Annotated in this window: 15 protein-coding genes and 1 pseudogene; 6 read left to right on the forward strand and 10 right to left on the reverse strand. The window is 63.7% G+C overall.

The genetic code is table 11. The features are described 5' to 3' along the window. Nucleotides 1-163: 163 nt before the first annotated feature. The gene (locus HYH07_RS18525) at nt 164-589 is read left to right on the forward strand and encodes a hypothetical protein (RefSeq protein ID WP_220003830.1); all 426 of its coding nucleotides are present in this window, start codon (nt 164-166) and stop codon (nt 587-589) included. A gap of 285 nt (nt 590-874) precedes the next feature. Here the strand turns inward: HYH07_RS18525 and HYH07_RS18530 are convergent, their stop codons facing one another. From HYH07_RS18530 to HYH07_RS18540, 3 genes are all read right to left on the reverse strand, one after another. Beyond that, on the reverse strand, nt 875-1,621 hold the full coding sequence (locus HYH07_RS18530) for a MauE/DoxX family redox-associated membrane protein (protein WP_220003864.1): 747 nt from the start codon (nt 1,619-1,621) through the stop codon (nt 875-877). A gap of 382 nt (nt 1,622-2,003) precedes the next feature. Further along, nucleotides 2,004-3,461, reverse strand: a complete 1,458-nt coding sequence (locus tag HYH07_RS18535) for an adenylate/guanylate cyclase domain-containing protein (protein WP_220003831.1) — start codon at nt 3,459-3,461, stop codon at nt 2,004-2,006. 264 nt (nt 3,462-3,725) lie between these two features. Next, entirely contained in the window at nt 3,726-4,451 is a 726-nt protein-coding gene (locus HYH07_RS18540) for a Crp/Fnr family transcriptional regulator (protein ID WP_220003832.1), read from the reverse strand. 627 nt (nt 4,452-5,078) lie between these two features. Here HYH07_RS18540 and HYH07_RS18545 point away from each other — a divergent pair. The 3 genes from HYH07_RS18545 (at nt 5,079) to HYH07_RS18555 (ending at nt 8,078) form a co-directional block, all read left to right on the forward strand. Then, a complete protein-coding gene (locus tag HYH07_RS18545) occupies nt 5,079-5,396 on the forward strand; it encodes a helix-turn-helix transcriptional regulator (protein ID WP_220003865.1) in 318 nt (105 codons plus the stop codon). 48 nt (nt 5,397-5,444) lie between these two features. Continuing rightward, nucleotides 5,445-6,812 carry an NAD(P)-binding domain-containing protein gene (locus HYH07_RS18550; protein WP_220003833.1) on the forward strand — a complete coding sequence of 456 codons (1,368 nt, stop codon included), beginning with the start codon at nt 5,445-5,447 and terminating at the stop codon, nt 6,810-6,812. 84 nt (nt 6,813-6,896) lie between these two features. Then, on the forward strand, nt 6,897-8,078 hold the full coding sequence (locus tag HYH07_RS18555; RefSeq protein ID WP_220003834.1) for an MFS transporter: 1,182 nt from the start codon (nt 6,897-6,899) through the stop codon (nt 8,076-8,078). A 254-nt stretch (nt 8,079-8,332) separates the two neighbouring features. Here the strand turns inward: HYH07_RS18555 and HYH07_RS18560 are convergent, their stop codons facing one another. The 3 genes from HYH07_RS18560 to HYH07_RS18570 are packed head-to-tail and all read right to left on the reverse strand — an operon-like array spanning nt 8,333 to nt 11,793. After that, nucleotides 8,333-8,917, reverse strand: coding sequence for a DUF1254 domain-containing protein (locus HYH07_RS18560; protein ID WP_220003835.1), 585 nt, complete (start codon nt 8,915-8,917; stop codon nt 8,333-8,335). Beyond that, the gene (locus HYH07_RS18565; protein WP_220003836.1) at nt 8,914-9,492 is read right to left on the reverse strand and encodes a DUF1214 domain-containing protein; all 579 of its coding nucleotides are present in this window, start codon (nt 9,490-9,492) and stop codon (nt 8,914-8,916) included. The genes HYH07_RS18560 and HYH07_RS18565 overlap by 4 nt, the downstream gene beginning before the upstream one ends. Nucleotides 9,493-9,501: 9 nt before the next feature. Continuing rightward, the gene (locus HYH07_RS18570) at nt 9,502-11,793 is read right to left on the reverse strand and encodes a transglycosylase domain-containing protein (protein ID WP_220003837.1); all 2,292 of its coding nucleotides are present in this window, start codon (nt 11,791-11,793) and stop codon (nt 9,502-9,504) included. A gap of 295 nt (nt 11,794-12,088) precedes the next feature. Here HYH07_RS18570 and HYH07_RS18575 point away from each other — a divergent pair, with 295 nt between their 5' ends. Both HYH07_RS18575 and HYH07_RS18580 read left to right on the forward strand, forming a co-directional pair. Continuing rightward, on the forward strand, nt 12,089-12,604 hold the full coding sequence (locus HYH07_RS18575; protein ID WP_220003838.1) for a YcgN family cysteine cluster protein: 516 nt from the start codon (nt 12,089-12,091) through the stop codon (nt 12,602-12,604). Nucleotides 12,605-12,767: 163 nt separating this feature from the next. Next, a complete protein-coding gene (locus HYH07_RS18580) occupies nt 12,768-14,357 on the forward strand; it encodes an MDR family MFS transporter (RefSeq protein WP_220003839.1) in 1,590 nt (529 codons plus the stop codon). Nucleotides 14,358-14,363: 6 nt separating this feature from the next. Here the strand turns inward: HYH07_RS18580 and HYH07_RS18585 are convergent, their stop codons facing one another. The 4 genes and pseudogenes from HYH07_RS18585 to HYH07_RS18600 form a co-directional block, all read right to left on the reverse strand. Beyond that, a complete protein-coding gene (locus tag HYH07_RS18585) occupies nt 14,364-15,995 on the reverse strand; it encodes an alpha/beta-hydrolase family protein (RefSeq protein WP_220003866.1) in 1,632 nt (543 codons plus the stop codon). A 77-nt stretch (nt 15,996-16,072) separates the two neighbouring features. Then, nucleotides 16,073-16,258, reverse strand: a pseudogene (locus HYH07_RS18590) (response regulator); the annotation flags it as partial. Nucleotides 16,259-16,269: 11 nt separating this feature from the next. Then, complete coding sequence (locus HYH07_RS18595) at nt 16,270-18,309, reverse strand: GAF domain-containing protein (RefSeq protein ID WP_228749629.1); 2,040 nt, start codon at nt 18,307-18,309, stop codon at nt 16,270-16,272. 122 nt (nt 18,310-18,431) lie between these two features. Next, nucleotides 18,432-20,177, reverse strand: coding sequence for a thiamine pyrophosphate-requiring protein (locus HYH07_RS18600; RefSeq protein ID WP_283842828.1), 1,746 nt, complete (start codon nt 20,175-20,177; stop codon nt 18,432-18,434). Between the last annotated feature and the right edge of the window lie 10 nt (nt 20,178-20,187).

The raw sequence follows: 20,187 nt of genomic DNA on the forward strand, positions 1-20,187 counted from the left end.
AAGCGCGATGACGAGTCACCCCAATCTCATCGCGCTTTAGGTCACGGCGATGTCGCCACTGCGTCAGTTGTCCACACCCACGATAGGCAGTGGCGGCCTCCGGATCCGACCTACCAGCAATCGATAATTTGCCAACGCGCGTTCACATTGCTTTGATCGCGGCATGAGCACCAAATCACGTGAGGTCATCTGGAGCGGCCGCATCATGGGGGCGGAGATTTCCGCCAAGCATGCGCGCGCGGAGGCGAAGAAGGCGGTGCGCGAGGCCGATCGTGCCGAGGCCGAAGCCTGGTCGGTGCGCATGGAAGGTTACGGCGGTCCCGCGCAGCCCTCGCCGACCATCGGGCAGTGCCTCAACGGCGGCATGGGCTGGCTCGAGGTCGAGTGCGTCAGGTGCAAGTCGCGCGCGAGCCTGCCGCTCGATGCGATCCGCCGTCCCCGCGATACGCCGATCTGGAAGCTGGAGGCTTCGCTGAAGTGCCGCTCATGTTGCAAGGGCCGGTCGGCGCCGCGCGTCCACATGATCAAGCTCACGCAAACGCGGAGCATCACGCCGTACAAATGGGTGCATCCGACCGAGGAGCGGTAGGATGAGACGAAGCAGAGGCTTATCTGTACAGCAGGGATCCGAGGCACATGATGAGCATCGCGGTGCTCAGTGCGATCGTCACGAGGGCTCGCTCTGCCTTGCTGGATAGATCGTCTTCTGACATTACGCGCCCCGCTGCGATGGCGCGAGGTCAACTTAACAAATGTCAAGTTGTTCCTCAGCGGTATCATTCTATCGGTTATCGAGGCCTCCCGGGGGCAGAAGAGCCCGCAGAAATCCGGGAACTCGTCAGCCCGCGGCGAAGGCAGAGCCGGAACACAGTTCCTAACGGACCGCCATCCAGATCGCCATCGCCACCATCATCAGGTTCTCGGTGAGCGAGACGAAGCCGAGGGGCACGCTGCTGCTGCCTCCGACACAGGCGCATTTGAGCTCGCGCCGGTCGATATAAACTGCCTTGAAGACCGAGATGGCTCCGATTCCGCCGATGAAGAGTGCGATCGGGATCGCGATCCACTTGAAAGGACCGCCCGCGATCATGAACACGCCTGAAATCGCTTCGCCGAACGGATAGAGATAGGCATAGCGGACGACGCGCTGCGCCAGGAGGTCGTAGCCGAGAAACATGTTCGAGAACGTGTCCAGATTCTGCAGTTTCAGGATCGCGAGAATGCACATGCTGAAGGCGATGAACCATTCCCCTGCGCGAACCGTCATCACTGTGCCCATGGCTGCCCAGCTCGCCGCCAGTGCCATCGCGAGTGCCGTGGCGAAGACCGCGATCACAGGCTGGTAGCTCGTCGCGTTGGGATCGGCCACGGGTTTATGGAAGTATCGGCGCAGGTCGTCGTAGCCGCCGACGCGACGGCCATCGATGAATGTCTGCGGCGTCGTATCGACGTGCTGAGATGCCATGAAGGCGTCTGTTTCGGCTCTGCTCTTCAGTTGATGGTCCTCGACCGCGAAGCCCTCCCGCTGCAGCAGATCGAGCGATTTGAGGCCGAAGGGGCAAATGTGCTCGGGCGTCACCATGCGGTAGAGCGCCGCGGTCTTGGGAAGTGGCTGATCCATGTTGCCTGTTTCCTTGATAGGAACCGAAGCTGCAGATGTCTGCCATGAGGAGCGCCATATAGACCCGCGTCTCGCTGAAGCGCAGACAGGACCTCGGCCCCCCAGAGCAGACGCATTGACCTTCGTGCGGTTCCTCGGCAGGTGTTCATTGACGGCACCGCGGTTCATGATCATGCCGACCGTGACGCGGACCATCGCGCCCTACAAAGGGAAGCCACCGGGATGAAGAGCGCTAGGAATCGTTGCGGGCTCTTTCACGGATCCGAATTCGCGCGTCCCGTCGGCCGCAACGAAGGCTCTGGACCCGGATGCCGCACCATGGCGGTGCGTGCAACGCTCATGCAGCCCTCGCGCGGACGTCAAATTTGAGTCGAGTGATTGGCTACGATCGACCGGTGATGCGATAGACTCGTGCGTTACCTTCCACGCCGCGCAGTGGCGCATCGAACTCCTCGACGTCGTGTCCCGTCAGCAGCTGGCGGACATCAGGCGCCGTGTAGAGCGCTTCCGTCAGACAGATTTCACCGGCATCCGCGAACGACTGCACCCGCGCCGCTATGTTCACCGTTTGGCCGAAATAGTCGAGATTTTCATTGAGGGTCACCGCGATGGATGGCCCGCAATGTGCGCCCATTTTGAGGATGATGGCGGGCTGGTCTCGCTCGAAGTTGAACTGGCCGATTCCTTGCAGCATTTGGAGCGCCGCTGCGACTGCGTCTGCCGGCCGGGAGAACGCAGCCATGACGGCATCTCCAATGGTCTTCACGATAGCGCCAGCATGCCGTTGGGCGACTGCGTCGAGCAGAGCGAAATGTTCCCTGACCAGCGCATAGGCGTTGAGATCTCCGAGATGCTCGTAAAGAGCGGTCGAGCCCTTCAGGTCGGTGAACAGGAGGGTCACCTGCCGGACGCCGAGGCCTTCCTCCTCGTCCACCCGCTCGGAGCGGAAGAGCTTGCGGAAAGTCTGCCGCGTCAGCAGCATGCCGCCAGACACGTAGGGGTCAAACTCGAGTGTCGGCTTCTCTGGCATAGCTACGATCTCAGGTGGCCAGTTAATCAGGAGCACCGAGCCGCGCTTCGTGCCCGTATTGCTGATCTCGAAGACGGCACGTCCCGACGGCACAGCCGAAACAGCGGATGTGAAGCGTTGCCCATCGTAGGTGATGCGAATGACTGTCGGAGTGCCGGGCGGGGGTACCGAGGAGTCCGCGACTGGAAGTGCAAAGCCAGCCTGCGTCTGGACGTTAACGCCTGAGAGGGCGCCGGGGTTAATCTCGGTCTGCAGGGTCGTGGTCACGCCTGGTGGCAGATATGTCATGCCGCGCACGAGGGTGCGCAGAACATCAACAAATCGGGTTTGTCCGCCGGGCAGCCGCCCGCTGTCGGCAAATTTCAGCTTCCAATGCAGGTCTTCGATCGAGAGGTTGTCAACGTCGTGCAATGCGAGGCGCCGTACTTGCGGCGAGACGCAGAAGGAAGCTTGGATAAAGTCGTCGAGGTCCGTCTGACCGTCGATATCGCACAGCCCGCAGACGAAATGACTCCGGAGTGCTCGCAGCTTGCCGAAGCTTTCCAGCACCAGCCCGGAATGGGGGCATAGAATGTCCCAATGCAGGTCGACCAGTCCGGCGCGAGCGGCGTGGAGGAACAGGTCGATCGCTTCCGGCTCAGCCACGCCGCGATCCCGAGCGAACGCCAAGGGGTTAGCGCGGAAGATGCTGACCTCGTCGCCGCTCCGGATCAGGGTTTCAAACTTGGAAATGACCCGCGGACTCCAGGCCCTGGCCTGCTCGATCTGGGTCATCTTGCTTTCGAGAAGCCGTTCGTCAATGGATGTCATCGACAGCTCCTGACGGTGCCGATCTAGCAAAAGATATCAACCTCGCAGCGCGGGCGATCCGGCTGGCGATCCAAGCATAACACAATGGCAGTCCGTTGCTGTGCACTAATCCGGTCGGACAGGGCCGTCTTCGTCGCTAGAGCATGATCCGGAAAAGTGCGAAACGTTTTTCCCTCGCGACAAACGCGGAACGCGTTTGCGCGGAGATCATGCTCAAACAAAGAGCTAAAGCGAGATGACGATTCAACCCAATCTCATGGCGCTTTAGTCCGACGCGAGCTTCGATCTTCCAAGCAAATAGTCTTGATTGAACTCCGCAATGAATTCCAGCTCTGCACGCTCCAGCAATTCCAGCGTTTGGCTTTGCCAGTCGATCAAGCGCCGACGTCGTAGTTCCTGGATTGTGCGATTGACGTGCACGGTCGAAAGGCCGCAAGCATCGGCAAAGTCAGCTTGTGTGAATGGCAAGTTCATTCTGCCACCGGTTGCCAAGCCGACCTGCTGCAGTCGCGTTGCAAGTTCGCAGAGTAAATGGGCAACGCGCGGAAGGGCAGCGCGTGCCCCGAGGTTCTCCACCCAGTTTCGATAGATTGCCGCTTGGATAACGGTCTCTCCCCAGAGAGCGTAGGCGAGTGCAGGGAAATCCCGTAAGACCTGCCTCAGCGCAAGGTGGCTTACGGTGGCGATCGTCGACGGGCCCGTGCTGCACAGATCGTGATCCATGATCGGTACATGCAAACTGTGAAGATCCGGGATATCGCCGGGCACGTAAAATGCCGATATCTGATTTCGTTCTGAAATGACCCGTTGCCGCGACAGGAAGCCGGTCATTAATACGGTGCAGCAGGAGGCGCGATCACCCTGATGCACTGCAATGTCTCCGTCGGCCAGATCGCGCACGGCGTACGGCAAACCAACCAGCGCTTTCTGCTCGCCATTCGACAGTCTGCTGACTGCAAGCAAACGCTCAATGAGTTTTTGGTGCGGCATTGGCTGCGCTCCCCGTTGCAGCTGCAGGCGGGAGCACGCTCGGTCTCTCAGCCACCGACGCCTACGGCAAAGCCTGGCCGGTGGTACCGGTAAAGTAGCGCAAGTCGTACTGGTTCAAAGGACTTTCGACGGCGGCAAGGACAGCGGCGAGGCGCTCAACTTACTCATTTGGGTAAGAATACACCAAGTGCTCAAGTCGCTGTTGGGTCGAAGGCTGCCTTTGTGCAATCTGCCCCGATTTGTCGGCTTAGCGTCTCAGAGCGACGTCGTCCAAAGCCCGCGGTGGCGTCGACCGCAGGCCAGAAGCAGGTCAAGCTAGCCCGTTCGCGGTAACGCTGCTGACCTTGGGTTCATGCGCTCGAATGACTAAGCCATCGAATTCCGAGCAGTCGATATCAGGCTGAGCGCGGAGCGACCGATCCATGCGCAGGCGAACGACAACGCGCCGAGAACGAACAAGTGATAGTTTTCTGTCGCATCAGCGACAGGAACGTCGCTGACGCGAAGAGCGCCAGCAGACACCTGAAATAGATCACTCCACTTCGAATGTCGCCCGCGACCTACGGTATTTCGAATATTCTAGAAATACAGTTGACAGCCAGTCTGGACGGGCGCATGATGGTCGTCATGAAGATCGACGACGCAGCGGCGCGCTTGGAAGCTTTGGGTAACCGGACCCGGCTGCAGATTTATCGTGTCCTGGTTCGGGCAGGACACTCCGGCATGCCTGTCGGCCGCTTGCAGGACAAGCTGAAGATCCCGGCATCGACGCTGTCCCACCACATCAAGTCTCTGGTTGCGGTCGGGCTCGTCAGCCAGATCAGGGAATCCACGACCCTCGTTTGTCACGCGAACTTCGACGCGATGCGCGGGCTGGTGGATTTCCTGGCGGCGGAGTGCTGTGCGGACGAAATCGGATGCGGAGGCTCTCAATCGGCGGCCTGATTTTTTTGGTCGCTTGTTCGATGATTCTAGAATGATGGGAGTAAGGAAATGCGCCAAGCAAAGACGATTGCGATCATCGGGGCCGGGCCTGTCGGCCTCGCCGCGGCCGCGCACGTGCTGGAGCGCGGCATGTCGCCGATCGTGCTGGAGGCCGGACCGGAGGCGGGACACGCCATCCGCCAGTGGCAACACGTCCAGCTGTTTTCGCCCTGGGAATACAATGTCGACAAGGCCGCAGTGCGTTTGCTCGCGCCGACGGGCTGGAATTCGCCTGACCCCCAGGCTTATCCGACCGGCGGCGAACTGCTTGAGGGATATCTCAAGCCGCTCGCGACGAGAACGCCATTGCGCGAGGTGATCCGCACCTCGAGCCAGGTCTCGGCCGTCAGCCGCGTCGGCTTCGACAAGGCGAAGACGAAGGGCAGGGAGCAGGCGCCTTTCGAAATCCGCTACCAGAACGGCAAGGGGCCCGAGGTTCTGCGCGCTGATGCCGTGATCGATACGTCAGGCACATGGTTCTCTCCCAATCCGGCCGGCAGCAACGGCCTGCCGGCGATCGGCGAGGCGGAGTGCGCCAGCCGCGTTGCCTATGGCATGCCCGACGTGCGAGGTATCAATCGTTCCAGATATGCCGGAAAGAAAGTTGCTGTGCTCGGCGCCGGCCACTCCGCGGTCGGCACGTTGATCGATCTTGCTCGACTCGCCGAGGAGGTGCCGGAAACGCAGCCTGTCTGGCTGTTGCGCGGCGCTGACCCGGCAAAGGCCTTCGGCGGCGGTCGCAACGACAAGCTTGCCGCGCGCGGTGAGCTTGGCAGTGCCTTTGCCGCGCTCGTGACGTCAGGAAAGATCAGGGTCGAGAGCGAGTTCGGCGTCACGCATCTCTCGGAGTCCGAGGGCCGCCTGAAGGTCTCGGCCGGCGCCGGCTGCGCTGCGCGAAGCGTGGTCGTGGACGAGCTGATCGTATCGACCGGCTTCCGTCCCGACTTTTCGTTTCTGTCCGAGCTGCGCCTGCGGCTCCATCCGGCCATCGAGGCGCCGGTCGCACTGGCGCCGCTCATAGATCCCAACGAGCATAGCTGCGGCACCGTGCGCCCGCATGGCGCGCGCGAGCTCTCCCATGATGAGCCGGGCTTCTACCTCGCCGGCATGAAGTCGTATGGCCGCGCGCCGACCTTCCTGATGATGACCGGCTATGAGCAGGTGCGCTCGATTGCGGCCGACATCGCCGGCGACAAGAAGGCCGCGGCGAGAGTCGAGCTTGTGCTGCCGGAAACCGGTGTCTGCACCCGCGGCGGCGTCGAGACGACGAGTGCCGCGGGATGCTGCGGCGGGCCGGCGAAGCAAGAGGCGTCGGCCTGCTGTGCCGCCGATGAAACGGCAAAGAAGGCCGGCGCATCCGGTTGTGGTTGCGCATGAGCCATGCCAGTTGGGACGCCGTCGTCTTGGTCGTAAGAGGGGGAAGCTATTCATAGTCTGAGCGGTCGGTCTCTGATCGCGGTAATGTGCATCGGCCAGGTCGGCAATTTGCTGCCGCATGTCACGTTGTCCGCGAATCTGGCGCAGCATCTGATGCCGGCGTGGGGACTCTCCGCCGCCGAAGGTGGATTGATGGCGAGCGGTTATGCCTTCGGCTACATGCTCGCGGTGCCCTTGCTGACAACGTTGACCGACCGCATCGATGCGCGGCTTGTGCTGCTCTGGGGCTCGATCGCGAGCGGGCTTGCGACCGTGGCGTTTGGCATCTTCGCGCAAGGATTCTGGTCGGGCGCGGCGATCTGGTCCCTCGCAGGACTCGGATTTGCTGGCGCCTACATGCCGGGTTTGAAGGCGTTGACGGACCGGCTGCCAGCCGGCGACACCTCGCGGGCCGTCACGTTGTACACGTCGAGCTTTTCGGTCGGCGTCGGCCTGTCGTTCCTGGCGGCGCAGCTGATCGCCGATCGTTGGGGATGGCGGACCGCCTTTGTGGTGACCGGGCTCGGTCCGGTCGCGATGGTCGTGGCGTGCCTTTTTTTGCTGCGGGAGCAGCAACCCGCCCCGAAGGCAGGGCGATTGCTCAACTTCGTGCCCGTCTTCGCCAACCGCGAGGCGCTCGGTTACATCTTCGGCTACGGCGCGCATTGTTTCGAGCTCTACGGCATCCGCACCTGGCTGGTTGGCTTCTGGACCTTCGTCGTTGCGCGTCAAAGCGCACCCTCGTGGTTGACGCCCGTGCTGATGAGCTTTTGCTTTGCTGTGATCTCGATGCCGGCCAGCATCCTCGGCAACGAGGCCGCATTGAAATTCGGACGACATCGCGCCATCACGATCGTGATGCTTGCGTCGGCCTGCGTCGCGATCATCATCGGTTTCAACGCGTCCGCGCCGGCGTGGGTGGTTGCGTTGTTGCTGATGATCTATGGCCTGACGGTCCCGGCGGATTCCGGCGCGTTGACGGCCGGCATGTCCGCTGCGGCCGTGTCCGAGCATCGTGGCGCCACGCTGGCCCTGCATTCCACCGTCGGCTTCGGACTCTCTGCCCTCGGTGCCTGGGGGACAGGCGTCGCGCTCGACGCCGCAGGCGGCCCGCAGAGTGCGCGTGGCTGGCTGCTGGTTTTCGTCGTTCTTGCTGCTGGAATTCTGCTCGGACCATTGGCGCTGCTGTGGGCGCGAATGGCTCGCCGGGAAAAGCAGCCATCGTGAGTGCGGGGCTCTGAAATGAAGACACCCGCGACGGACTTCTCCGCGCGGGTGTCAAAATCTTTCGATGATGCCATTCTGCCAGTGTTTTGCCCGACGTGTCAAAGCGGAAAAATGCGGCGGGCAGGGCGATGCGCCGACCCTGCAAGCGCCTGCCCGGCGCGAGGTCGAAATTGCCAATCGCTTCAATGTCCCCGCTACTGTGCATGGGGTTGTTTTCGAAAGTCTGGCGTCGAGGGCGTCTCAACGCCCGCGCGTCAGCGCCGGCCGCGCGGCGTCTCTGCCTTGGTCGGCGCCTCGGTCTGCGGCGCGCAGGTCGCAGCGGCAAGAGTCGCCTGCGCCTGCGGCATCAGGCCGGGCTCGGCGGCCAGCGCCTTCATCAGGATCAGGCCCGTCGTGCTGGGAGAGTCGATGATCAGGCGGTCGGCCGCGGTGATCTCTTCGTCCTCGGGCAATGCATCGTGCTGCGCCTGCGTCATCAAATCGAGCTCGATCACCTTCTTGCCGGCCGAGCGGTCGTTGATGGCGTAATAGGCGATCTCGTTGCGGGTGTAGAACGACACCGACGTGTAGGCCTGGCTCACCGGCACGGTGAGCTTGATCGGCCCGCCCGAAAGATCATAGCGGCAGATCGCGAGCGCGAAGGCCGGGTCCATGAACGGCATCGGCGAGGTCTGCGGATCGGCCAGCGGCAGCTGGGTCACGCCGTTGAGCTTGGTCATCGGCGTCAGGCGCGAATAGGCGTCCTGCGTCGCGATCCGCGGCAGCGCCAGCACGCTGACGAGATGGACCACGAGGCCCAGCACCACGCCGGCAATAATGGTGAACGCGAGGCGGATCATGAGCAGCCCACCGTGGCGATGCTGGGCATCGGCGCATCGCGCTGGGTGCGCGTCGCAACGCCAACCGGCGTGTCGTAGAGGCGGAACATCAGCGCGTAGCGCTCGATGCCGCCGGTCGGCAGCCAGTTGCCGGCGCGCGAGCGTGCGGCGATGTGGATCTCGAACGAGCCGTCGGAGGCGCGCACGATCTCCTGGCTGGTGAAGCCGTAGCGGGCAAGCGAGTTGGCGACGAGATGGCCCTTGCGATCGTACAGCGTCAGCGTCCAGAACCGCGCCGGCGGGGTCACGCCCGACACGACGACGTCGCAGCGGCCGTCGAGCGACTTCTTCTTGTCGTCGGTCGTTGCGGTGAAGGCGACGCCGTCGCCGGTGCCGATCGGCAGCTCGCCGTTGCGCACGATGGTGGCGCGCGAATAGGGATCGACGTCGGCGGTGCCGGTGCGCGGACGCGCGGTCCAGGCGCCGATGGTCAGCGCGCCGATCTCGGTGCCGCGCGTCGTCGTCATCCAGGTCGCACCCAAGCCGACCACGGTCGCGAGCAGCAGGGCCGTCAATGTGATCAGGAGCAGCCGCACGGGATCAGATCAGTTCTTGCGCGGGGTGGATGCGCCCGCGTTCTCCTCCGCCGCATAATTCTGCGGGAAGGCAAGCGCGCTCGTCGACGATGCCGGCTTGGCCGGCTGGCTGGTGTTGTCGGTTGATTTGGTCGCGGTCTTGGCCGCGTCGTCGAGCAGCTTCTCGACGCGCACCAGGATGTCGGCGCCGCGCTTGGTCAGCACCGGCGGCGGACCGGGCTTGGTCTCGAGCACCTTCGGTCCTGCATTGGCCTGCGCGTTCGCAATCTGCTGCGGCGGCAGCTTCTGGCCCATGCCGATGCCGGGGATCTCCCTGACCTCGACGCCCTGATGCGCGGCGACCATGATGTCGTGCCAGGTCTGCGCCGGCAGCGAGCCGCCGGTCATGCGGTTGGTCGGCGAGTAGTCGTCATTGCCGTACCAGACTGCGCAGGTGAAATTGCCGGTGTAGCCGACGAACCAGGCGTCGCGATACGCGTTGGTCGTGCCGGTCTTGCCTGCGGTCGGAATGCCGTCGAGCGCGGCGCGGCGCGCGGTGCCTTCGCTGACGACATGGCTCATCATGCCGGCCATGTCGGCGGCGATATTGGCGGGAATGGCCTGCTTCGGCTTCGGACCATCGCGGTCCCAGCGCCAGACGAGATCGCCAGCGCCAGTGCGCACTTCCAGCACCGAATGCGGCGTCACCGACTTGCCGCGGTTCGGGAAGGTCGCATAGGCCACCGCGTGCTCGACCACGGTGACTTCGTCCGAGCCGATCGGCAGCGACGGCGTGTCGGGCAGGGGCGCCTTGATGCCGAAGCGGCGCGCCACCTCGACGATCTTGGCGCGGCCGATCTTGGCCGGGTTCGGCGCCTTCGGCTGCTCCTTCTGGCCGATCGCGATCGACAGCTTCACCGGCACGACGTTGATCGAGCGGGTGATCGCCTGCGTCAGCGTCACCGCGCCGGAATAGGAATGGCCATAGTTCTGCGGACACCAATTGCCGATGCAAACAGGGCCGTCGACTACGACCGAGTTCGGCGTGAAGCCGTTCAGGAGCGCGGTGGTGTAGACGTAAGGCTTGAACGACGAGCCAGGCTGGCGATAGGCGTCGGTGGCGCGGTTGAACTGGCTCGCGCCATAATCGCGGCCGCCGACCATGGCGCGGATGCCGCCGTCGAGATCGGCGACGACGGTCGCGGCCTGCGTTGCGTGGTAATCGCGGCCGAACTGGCGCAGCTGGTTCTCGATCGCGTCTTCCGCCGCCTTTTGCACGTTGGTGTCGATGGCGAGGCGCACGACGAAGACGCGCTCGGTGTAGGATTTCGGGAAGGTGTCGACCAGCTTGCGCATCTCGTCGAAGGCGTAGTCGAGATAATAGTTCGGCGAAGCCTCGTCGCGGCGGTCGACGGCGAAGGCGGGGTTGCGGCGGGCGCCGAACACCTGGCCCTCGGTCATGAAGCCGGCATCGACGAGGTTGTCGAGCACGACGTTGGCGCGGGCGCGCGCGGCGGGCAGGTTGATGTGGGGCGCGTATTTCGTCGGCGCCTTGAACAGGCCGGCGAGCATTGCCGCCTCGGCCAGCGTCACGTCGCGCGCCGACTTGTTGAAGTAGAAATGCGCAGCGCCGTCGACGCCGAACGTGCCGCCGCCCATATAGGCGCGATCGAGATAGAGCTTGAGGATCTCGTTCTTGGTCAGGCGCCATTCCAGCCAGACCGCGAGGAAGGCCTCGTTGATCTTGCGCTCGATGGTGCGCTCATTGCTCAGGAACAGGTTCTTGGCGAGCTGCTGGGTGATCGAGGAGCCGCCCTGGCGGACGCCGCCGGCTTGCGCGTTGGTGACGAGCGCGCGCGCGGTGCCGGCGATGTCGATGCCGAAATGCTCGTAGAAGCGGCGGTCTTCGGTCGCCAGCGTCGCCTTGATCAGGACGTCAGGAAAATCTTCCAGCGGGATCGAATCGTTGTGCTTGATGCCCCGGCTGCCGATCGGATTGCCGTAGCGGTCGAGGAACGTCACGGCGAGGTCCGACTTCTTCAGCCAGTCCTCGTCTGCGGTCTCGCGGAAGGCGGGGATAGCGAGGATCAGCATCAGCACCATGCCGCCGAGGCCGATGGTTGCGGCTTCCGACAGCGGCTCGACGAACACCCAGCGCTTCCACCGCCCGACATAGAAGCGGTCCATGAAGGTCGAGTAGCGCTCGTAGAGCTCGCGGATGCCCTTCGCCGAGGAGAACAGCGAGGAGTCGATGCGTGCATCGAGGTCCAGGAAGAAGTTCCTGATACGACTCTTCCAGTTGGATGGTGTGTTCTGGACCACCTAGAACCCTTGAGGCTCGGTTCGAAAGCGTTCAAGCACCCGGCCGGGGCGGCATCGAGACGTCTTGCGGAATTGTTGCGGCAAACCCAAGGCGCCCGGTTTCGCGCACCAAAGGGGACTTGCTGTTCTTCTAGCCGAGCGGGGCCTATAAACCAATGGTCAGGCTCGCAATTTTGAACAACAGGCCTAATTGAACCCCGGTTCAATACGGGCCCCGCAAGGGTGTTCCTTGCAGTCTCACGGCCGCGCGCCCTACATGGCGCTCGCCCCAGCTCTTTGGATCAGTATCAGTCGCATGACCGCAGCACGTAAACCACCTTCGGACCAGGATGGATTCTTCTGGAAAACCAAGAAGATGGAGGAGATGTCGACGGCCGAATGGGAGAGCCTGTGCGACGGCTGCGGCCGCTGCTGCCTGAACAAGCTCGAAGACGAGGATACCGGAGATATCTATTTCACCGATGTCAGCTGCAAGATGCTCGATTCCTGCACGGCGGGCTGCAAGGACTACGCGAATCGCTTCGACTTCGTGCCGGACTGCGTTGTCATGACGCCGGAAAAGGTCCGAACCTTGTCCTGGCTGCCGCCGAGCTGCGGCTACAGGCTGGTCGCGCAAGGCCGCGATCTCTACTGGTGGCACCCGCTGATTTCAGGCGATCCCAATACGGTGCACGAGGCCGGCGTCTCCGTGCGCGGCCGCGTCGCGGGCACCGAGGACGAGATTCCGGACACCGAGCTCGAGCACTATTTGGTGCAATGGCCGGGGCAGGTGCCGAAGCGGGCACGCCTGAAGCGACGCCCCAAGGACTGATCAGGCCCGGCCCACTCTCATCACGTGTTCGGGATGGCCGCGACGCGGGATGCACCCATGCGCCGCGATGCCTGCCTGAGGAGAAGTTTGCTGTTTAGATTGTTCTGATAGAACGAATCCTTCGCGGCATTGCACCGCAACACGCCCGATCCGACAGCCCGAGATGAACCAGTTCACACGGCAAAGCAGCCAGGCTGCCGATATCCAGACGTTGCCCGACGACATCGCCGAGGAACTGGCCCGTCTTCCGGGCGAGGTCATCAGCATCAGCGAGGCGCCCCCGATCTCGCCGCCGGCGCCGCTGACCTCTGATGAGGTTCGCACCATCGTCATCAGCCTGATGCTGACGATGTTCCTGGCCGCCCTCGACCAGACCATCGTCGCAACCGCGCTGCCGACCATCGGGCGCCAGTTCCAGGACGTCTCGAACCTGTCCTGGGTGATCACCGCCTATCTGCTCGCCTCGACCGCGGTTGCGCCGGTATTCGGCACGCTGAGCGACATCTACGGCCGCAAGGCCATGATCATCGTGTCGCTGAGCCTGTTCGTCGCCGGCTCGATTCTGTGCGCGATCGCGCCGAGCATGCCGATGCTGATTCTCGCGCGCGGTCTTCAGGGACTGGGCGGCGGTGGCATCATGCCTGTCGTGCAAACCGTGATCTCCGACGTCGTCTCCCCGCGTGAGCGCGGCCAGTACCAGGCCTATTTCTCCAGCGTCTGGATGGTGGGCGGCATTTTGGGCCCCGTCATCGGCGGCGTGTTCGCCGAGCATCTGCACTGGTCGATGATCTTCTGGATCAATCTGCCGCTCGCAGCCGCAGCGCTCGCGCTCCTGCTGCCGAAGATGAAGAAGATCCCGGTGTTCCACCGCAAGCGCAAGGTCGATTGGCTCGGCGGCGTGCTGCTGATGGCCTCCGCTGTCGTCTTCATGCTGGTGCTGACCTGGGGCGGCACGCGCTATAAGTGGTTGTCGCCGACCGTGCTGTCGATGGTGGGCGGCGCAATCGCGCTCGCGTTCACCTTCGTCTGGCACGCGCGCCGCGCCGACGAGCCGTTCCTGCCGTTGCCGTTGCTGAGTGGATCGGTTGCGCCCTTTGCGCTGACCGCAGGCGGCTGCGGCCTCGGCGCCATCACCGGCCTCACCGTGCAGTTGCCGCTTTATTACGAGTCGGTCTATCACCTCAGCGCCAGCGAGGCCGGCCTTGCGCTGATTCCGCTCGCTGCGGTTTCGACCATAGGTGCGGCGGTTGCCGGTCGCACCATGGCGCGCGCCAAGCACTACAAGCGCGTCGCCATCATCGGCACGTCCTGGGCCGCGATCTGCGCACTCGGCCTCACGCTGACGACCTTGCCGTTGTGGGGCCTCTTGACGCTGATGGCCGCGTTCGCGCTCGGCCTCGGCACGACATTTCCGGTCTGCGTGGTCTCGCTGCAGAACTCCGTCGCCCGTCCGCTGGTCGGCACCATCACCGGCGCGATGAATTTCTTCCGCTCGCTGATGTCGTCCTTCACGGTCGCAGCCTTCGCCGCCATCCTGCTGATCGCGCTCGGCGCCGACATTCCGCTGGCCGGCGAGCATCACGCCGCAGGCAGCATCCCGGCGATCCCGGCCGACGACATGCGGCATGCGTTCCGGTACGTCTTCGCCGCTGCGACCGCGCTGATGGCCACCGCCTCGCTCTGCCTGATCCTGATGGAGGAGCGGCCGCTGGCCGGTCCCTCCAAGGCGCAACCGGTGGAGATGGCGGAGTAGGGCGCTTTATCCGCCGCGATCGGGATCGTCGCCAGGTGCCTGTCGTGCTCGGGCAGCAAGATGGCTCTTGAGCTTCGCCAGCGCCTCAGCCGACCAATCATTGACATCAGTGACCGCGACCCAGGCATCGACGTAATGCTCGGGCGCGTAGACATGGCCAAAGCCCATCGGGGTGTGCGTTGCGACCGCCATGTCGAGCGCGAGCTGCAGCATGGTGACGATGGGATACCATCGCAGCTCCGGTGCCACGTCGGGCCCGCGCGGCGCGTTCATCCAGGCAGGCGCCCGATAGGCGTCGCGGTAGGCGAAGAACGTGATCGCGTCGCTGGCATATTGCAGATAGACGACCCGCATCGCTCCCCAGGGCCTATCCGGCGGCACCGTCGGCCCGTTCTGGTTCATGAAGCGCACGAAGCGGCTGTCGCGGAATTCCGGCAGCCAGGCCGGCGTATCAGGATTGCGGTTGTCGGTGATCGAGCGCCAGATGCGGCTCTCGAACGGCGCGCCGCTCCACAGCGCGCCGGCAATGGGATCGCCGATCGTCTCGAACAGCTCTGCTGATTTCTCCGAGTTCATGGCGCCGAGGCTGAGCCCATGCAGATACAGCTTCGGCCGCTGGTCCTTCGGCAGCGTCGTCCAGTAGCCGTAGATTTCGGCGAACAGGGCACGCGCGGCTGCTGCGCCGTATTCGGGCTGAAACAGCAGCGACAGCGGACTATTGAGATAGGAGTATTGCATGGCGACGCTCGCGACATCGCCATGATGGAGATACTCGACCGTATCCATCGCCGCCGGATCGATCCAGCCCGTGCCGGTCGGCGTGATGACGATCAGGATCTTGCGTTCAAAACCGCGCTGGCGCTTGAGTTCGTCGAGCGCAAGCCGCGCGCGTGCCTGCGCCGTCTCGCGGGCCGCGAGGCCGACATAGACGCGCACCGGCTCCTGCGCGGGATGCTCCGTGACGGTGCTGATCTCGGCTGCGGTCGGACCCGAGGCAATGAACCGGCGCCCCATGCGCCCGAGCTCCGTCCACTTCACCAGGGATGCCGGGCTTCCTGTCTTGCCGGCCGCGGTCGGCTGCGCCCGCTCGGGCTCAAACAGGACGTCGAGCTCGCGGAAGGAGGAATCGAGGGCATTGAAGGCGGTGCGGATCAGGAGATTGTTCGCGATCGACCAGAACAGCAGGCCTGCGACGATCACGCCGATGACAGTGGCGACCTTGCGCGGAATGATACGCCGCGCGCCGACAGCGAGGATGTAGGCCAGAAGTGCGAACAACCGCCCCAGCACCAGCAGCACGACGAACGTGATCAGCGCGATGAGGCACACTTTGAGCGGATGCGCGGTTTCGACCGGCGCCATCTTCATCACGCCGCGGATCGCGTTCTGCCATGCGGTCGTGCGCCAGAGCGCGGCGACGACGACGAGCAGGCAGCCGGAGGCGACAAGCGCGTTCGCGACGGACCTTGCGCGCGCCGACGGCTCGGGCAGTTCGAGATAATGCCACAGCCGGCGCCACAGCACGCCGGCGAAATAGCCGATCGCAAAGCAGCCGCCGGCCAGCGCTCCTTGCGTGAGATAGCTGCGCGGGATCAGCGTCGGCGTCAGCGCTGCTGCGAAGAACAGCGCGCCCAGCATGAGGCCGACGCCGGACAGCGAGAGCAGTTGTCGCCGAACCGTCAGCGCCAGATTCACCAGAGCCCTCCCGGGCGACGCTATCCCGCCTGCGCGAACCGCGCGTCGATCTCCTCGCGCAGCAGAGCGAAGTCGATCGGCTTGGTCAACAGCCCGCTTGCGCCGCGGGCCAGCGCCCTGCCGCGCGTGTCGGCATCGCCATAGGCCGTGATCATGATGACGGGCACGTCGGGGCGCATCTCCTTCACCTTCGGCAGCATGTCGATCACCGTCACGGCTAGCCTCTGGTCTCGTGAAAATTACTTTTGCGCGGCAATCGGATCGTGAACTCGGTAAATTCGCCCGGCAGGGTTTCGACGTCGATTGTGCCACCATGCTGTTTCACGATGATGTCGTGGCTCATGGACAGGCCAAGCCCGGTTCCCTCGCCGGCAGGCTTGGTGGTGAAGAAGGGGGTGAACATCTTCTTGCGGACGTCTGGAGGAATGCCGGCGCCGTTGTCGCGAATGCGGATTTCGACATGGCTGCCGTGCCCGCGCGTCTGCGCGATCAGGGCCGGCTCGTAATCCCCCGTTCCGTTCTCGGACTTGCGCTTGACCACCGCGTAAAACCCGTTGGAGATCAGGTTCAGCAGCACGCGGGTGATCTCCTGCGGGAACACTTCGATCGTGCCGGCCGCGGGATCGAGGTCGCGCTCGATCGTGACGTTGAACTGCGACTTCTCGGCGCGGGCGCCGTGATAGGCGAGGTTGAGGCTCTCCTCGACCAGCGTGTTGACGTCGGTCGGCCGGTGCTCGCCGCTGCCTTCGCGCGAATGCAGCAGCATGTTCTTGACGATGGAATCGGCGCGCTTGCCGTGCTGGACGACCTTTTGGAGATTGTCCTTCAGCAAATGCGTCAGCTCGTCGACCTCCTCCCTGGTTTTGTCGTTGAGTGCGGTGGCCTGCAGCAGCTCGTTCAGCTCGTCGATCAGCTCGCTCGACAGCGCCGCGAAATTGTTGACGAAGTTGAGCGGGTTCTTGATCTCGTGGGCGATGCCGGCCGTGAGCTGGCCGAGCGAGGCCAGCTTTTCGGTCTGGACCAGGCGGTCTTGCGTGGCGCGCAAATCTTCGAGCGATTTCGACAGCTCGGCCGTGCGCTGCTGGACCTCGTCGAACAGCCGCGCGTTCTCGATGGCGATCACGGCCTGGTCGGCAAATGTCGAGACGAGTTCGATCTGACTGTCGGAAAACGGCCGGATGACTGACCGGGTCAAGGTCAGGGCGCCGATCGGCGTCCCCTCGCGCAGCAACGGCACCCCGAGAAAGGTGCGGGGATTGCCACTAAGCTGCTGCCCTTCGAAATCATACTCGGGATCGGCGAGGACGTCGTGCACGTGAACGATGCGTCCCTCCAGCAGCGTCCTCCCGGTGATGGTACGACGTTCGGGATTGACGGGCGTTGACCTGGCGTATTCGACGAATTCATGCGGGAAGCCGTACGAGCCGGCTCTGTAGAAGACCTCGCCACTTTTCCGGGTGATGGCGGCCATATCGGCTTCGCAGAGACGCGCCGCGGATTCGACAAGCGTATCCAACACGGCCTGCAGGTCGAACGCCGACCGGCTGATCACCTTGAGCACGTCGGCAGTGGCGGTCTGCTGCTGGAGTGATTCCCGCAGATCGTCCGTGCTTGTGCGCAGTTCGCGAAGCAGTCGCGTGTTCTCGATGGCGATGACGGCTTGCGCAGCAAACTGCTTGAGCAGCGAAATCTGCTTGTCTGAAAAGCGCCGGTTCTCCTGCCGGAAGATCATGACGTTGCCGACCACGCGCTCGTCCTTGACGAGCGGGACGGCCAGCACCGCCCGCGCGCCGCCGAGATCGACCAGCGCGCGACGGTTGGGTTCGCCCGTGCGATAGGCCTCCGAATCCATGAGGTCGACCAGTTCCACGTAGGGCTCGCCTTGCAGCAGGCGCACCGGCGCGGTACCCGGGCCATAATCGAGGGGGCGGCTCCCGCGGTATTCGTCGTAAGCGGGCGGAAGCCCACGGGTGGCGGCAGTTTCAAAGCGCTCGCCATCAAACGTGTTGAGGACGCCAAAGTCCGCACCGCACAGCTGCATGGCCTTGCCGAGCATGGTGTCGAACACCGGCGCGAGGTCGCCGCCGGAACTGCTGATGATGCGCAGGACTTCCGACGAGGCGGTCTGTTGCTCCAGCGCTTCCCGCGCTTCGTTGGAGAGCCGCGCATTGGCTGCCGTACTCGCCTGCAATTGCTGCTCGAGCTCGGCAATCCTGGCTTTGAGCTCGGCCACCACGTTCTGCACGAGGGCGGTCATCCGGAAATCCATCGGGCCGACTCCAGCGGGGCCCCATTCGCTGAAAGCCGGATTATTCCATTCCCGCACCGTCTCGACCAGCCCTGTCGCAGTGCATATCGAAAGCAGCCCCCTGGAACCGCTCACGTGCCCGGCCGCGACACCTCGGTCTCCTTGCTGGTGATGAACTCCAGCAGCACCGGCACGCCTTCCCTGGTCTTCTGGATACCGCGCTTGATCGCGGGGATGATGTCCTCGGGCCTCGTCACGCGCTCGCCATGGCCGCCAAAGGCGCGCGCCATCGCGGCGTAGTCGCCGGAGATGTCGGTCGAGCGATATTTCTCGGTCGAGATCGGCATCACCTTGAGCTCGATCGCCATCGAGAAATTGTTGAGCAGGATCGACATGATCGGGATGCGCTCGCGCACTGCGGTCTCGAAATCCATGCCCGTGAAACCAATGGCCGCATCGCCCCAGACGTTGATGCAGAGCTTGTCGGGCCTTGCCAGCTTTGCACCCATCGCAAGGCCAAGGCCGTAGCCGAGCTGCGTCGTCTTGCCCCAGCCAAGATAGGAGAGCGGCGTCACCGCTTTCCAGAACGGCGAGAGCTGGTCGCGCGGGCTGCCGGCATCATGGGTGATGATGGTGTTGTCGATGTCGACGGTATGTTGCAGATCCCACAGCACGCGATAGGGATTGAGCGGCGCGTCATTGCTGGCGAGCTTTGGCATCCATTTGGCCAGCCACTCCCTGTGCGAAGCTGCGATCTCGGCCGCGACCGCCGAGGCATCGCGGTCCGTCGTGATGGTCTTGCCGATCTCCTCCAGCAATGCATCGAGCACGAGGCCGGCATCGCCGACGAGGCCGATCCTGGCTTCGACATCCTTGTTGAGATGGTTCGGATCGAGCGTCGAATGGATGATGGTCTTGCCCTTTGGCATCGAGATGCCAAAGCTGGTCTCGGTGAAGGAGCAGCCGATGCCGAAGATGACGTCGGCTTCAGTAAGGAATTTGGGCACCGCGCGCGGCATGGCGAGGCCACTGGAGCCGAGCGAGAGCGGATGAGTCTCGGGGAATGACGATTTGCCCCCCAGGCTGGTGGTGACAGGAATGGCCAGCCGTTCCGCCAATCGCTTCAGTTGCGGCCACGCCTGCGCGTAATGCACGCCCTGGCCGGCATAGATCACCGGACGCTTGGCATTGAGCAGCAGGCTTGCTGCTTCCTTCACATGCACGGGGTCGGCGCCGCAGCGGGTGCGCAGCACCGGCGTGTAGTTCAGCGGCTCCGGCACCTCCTCATTCCACATGTCGGCCGGAATTTCGACGATGACGGGACCGCCGCGGCCGTTCTTCAATTTGGTGAAGGCGCGACGAAAAATGTTGGCGACTTCGGCGGCCAGGATGATCGGCTCGGAGGATTTCGCGAACGGCTTCATCGCCTCGCTGGAATTGAAGTTCGGCTCGATATGCGCAAGCCGGCGCTGATAGCCCATCGGCAGCACCAGCACGGGAACAGATTCGCCGAAGCACTGCGCCACGCCGCCCATTGCATTCTCCGCGCCGGGGCCGTGCTGCATGCAGAACGCGCCGATCATACGCCCCGACGTCACGCGTGAGATGGCATCCGCCATGTGCACGCCGACGCGTTCCTGCCGCACCATCACGGGCCGGATCTCGGCGTTGGCCGCGTGCTCGATCAGATGATTGACGGGATACCCGCAGAGGATCTCGATCCCCTCGCGCCGCATGATTTCCGCAATGGCGGTGCCGAGCTTCATGGCGTCTCTCTCCCTGGGCCTGGCCGGTTGCTCCGGCTGTTGGGGAGAGAGGATCAGGAAATGCCGGGAGGGTAAAGCGGAGGCGGGGGACGTTCGCGGTAGGTCAGCCATGCAGTGCGCT

The sequence above is a fragment of the Bradyrhizobium sp. BR 10261 genome (genome assembly GCF_019455395.1).
Lineage (GTDB): Bacteria > Pseudomonadota > Alphaproteobacteria > Rhizobiales > Xanthobacteraceae > Bradyrhizobium > Bradyrhizobium manausense.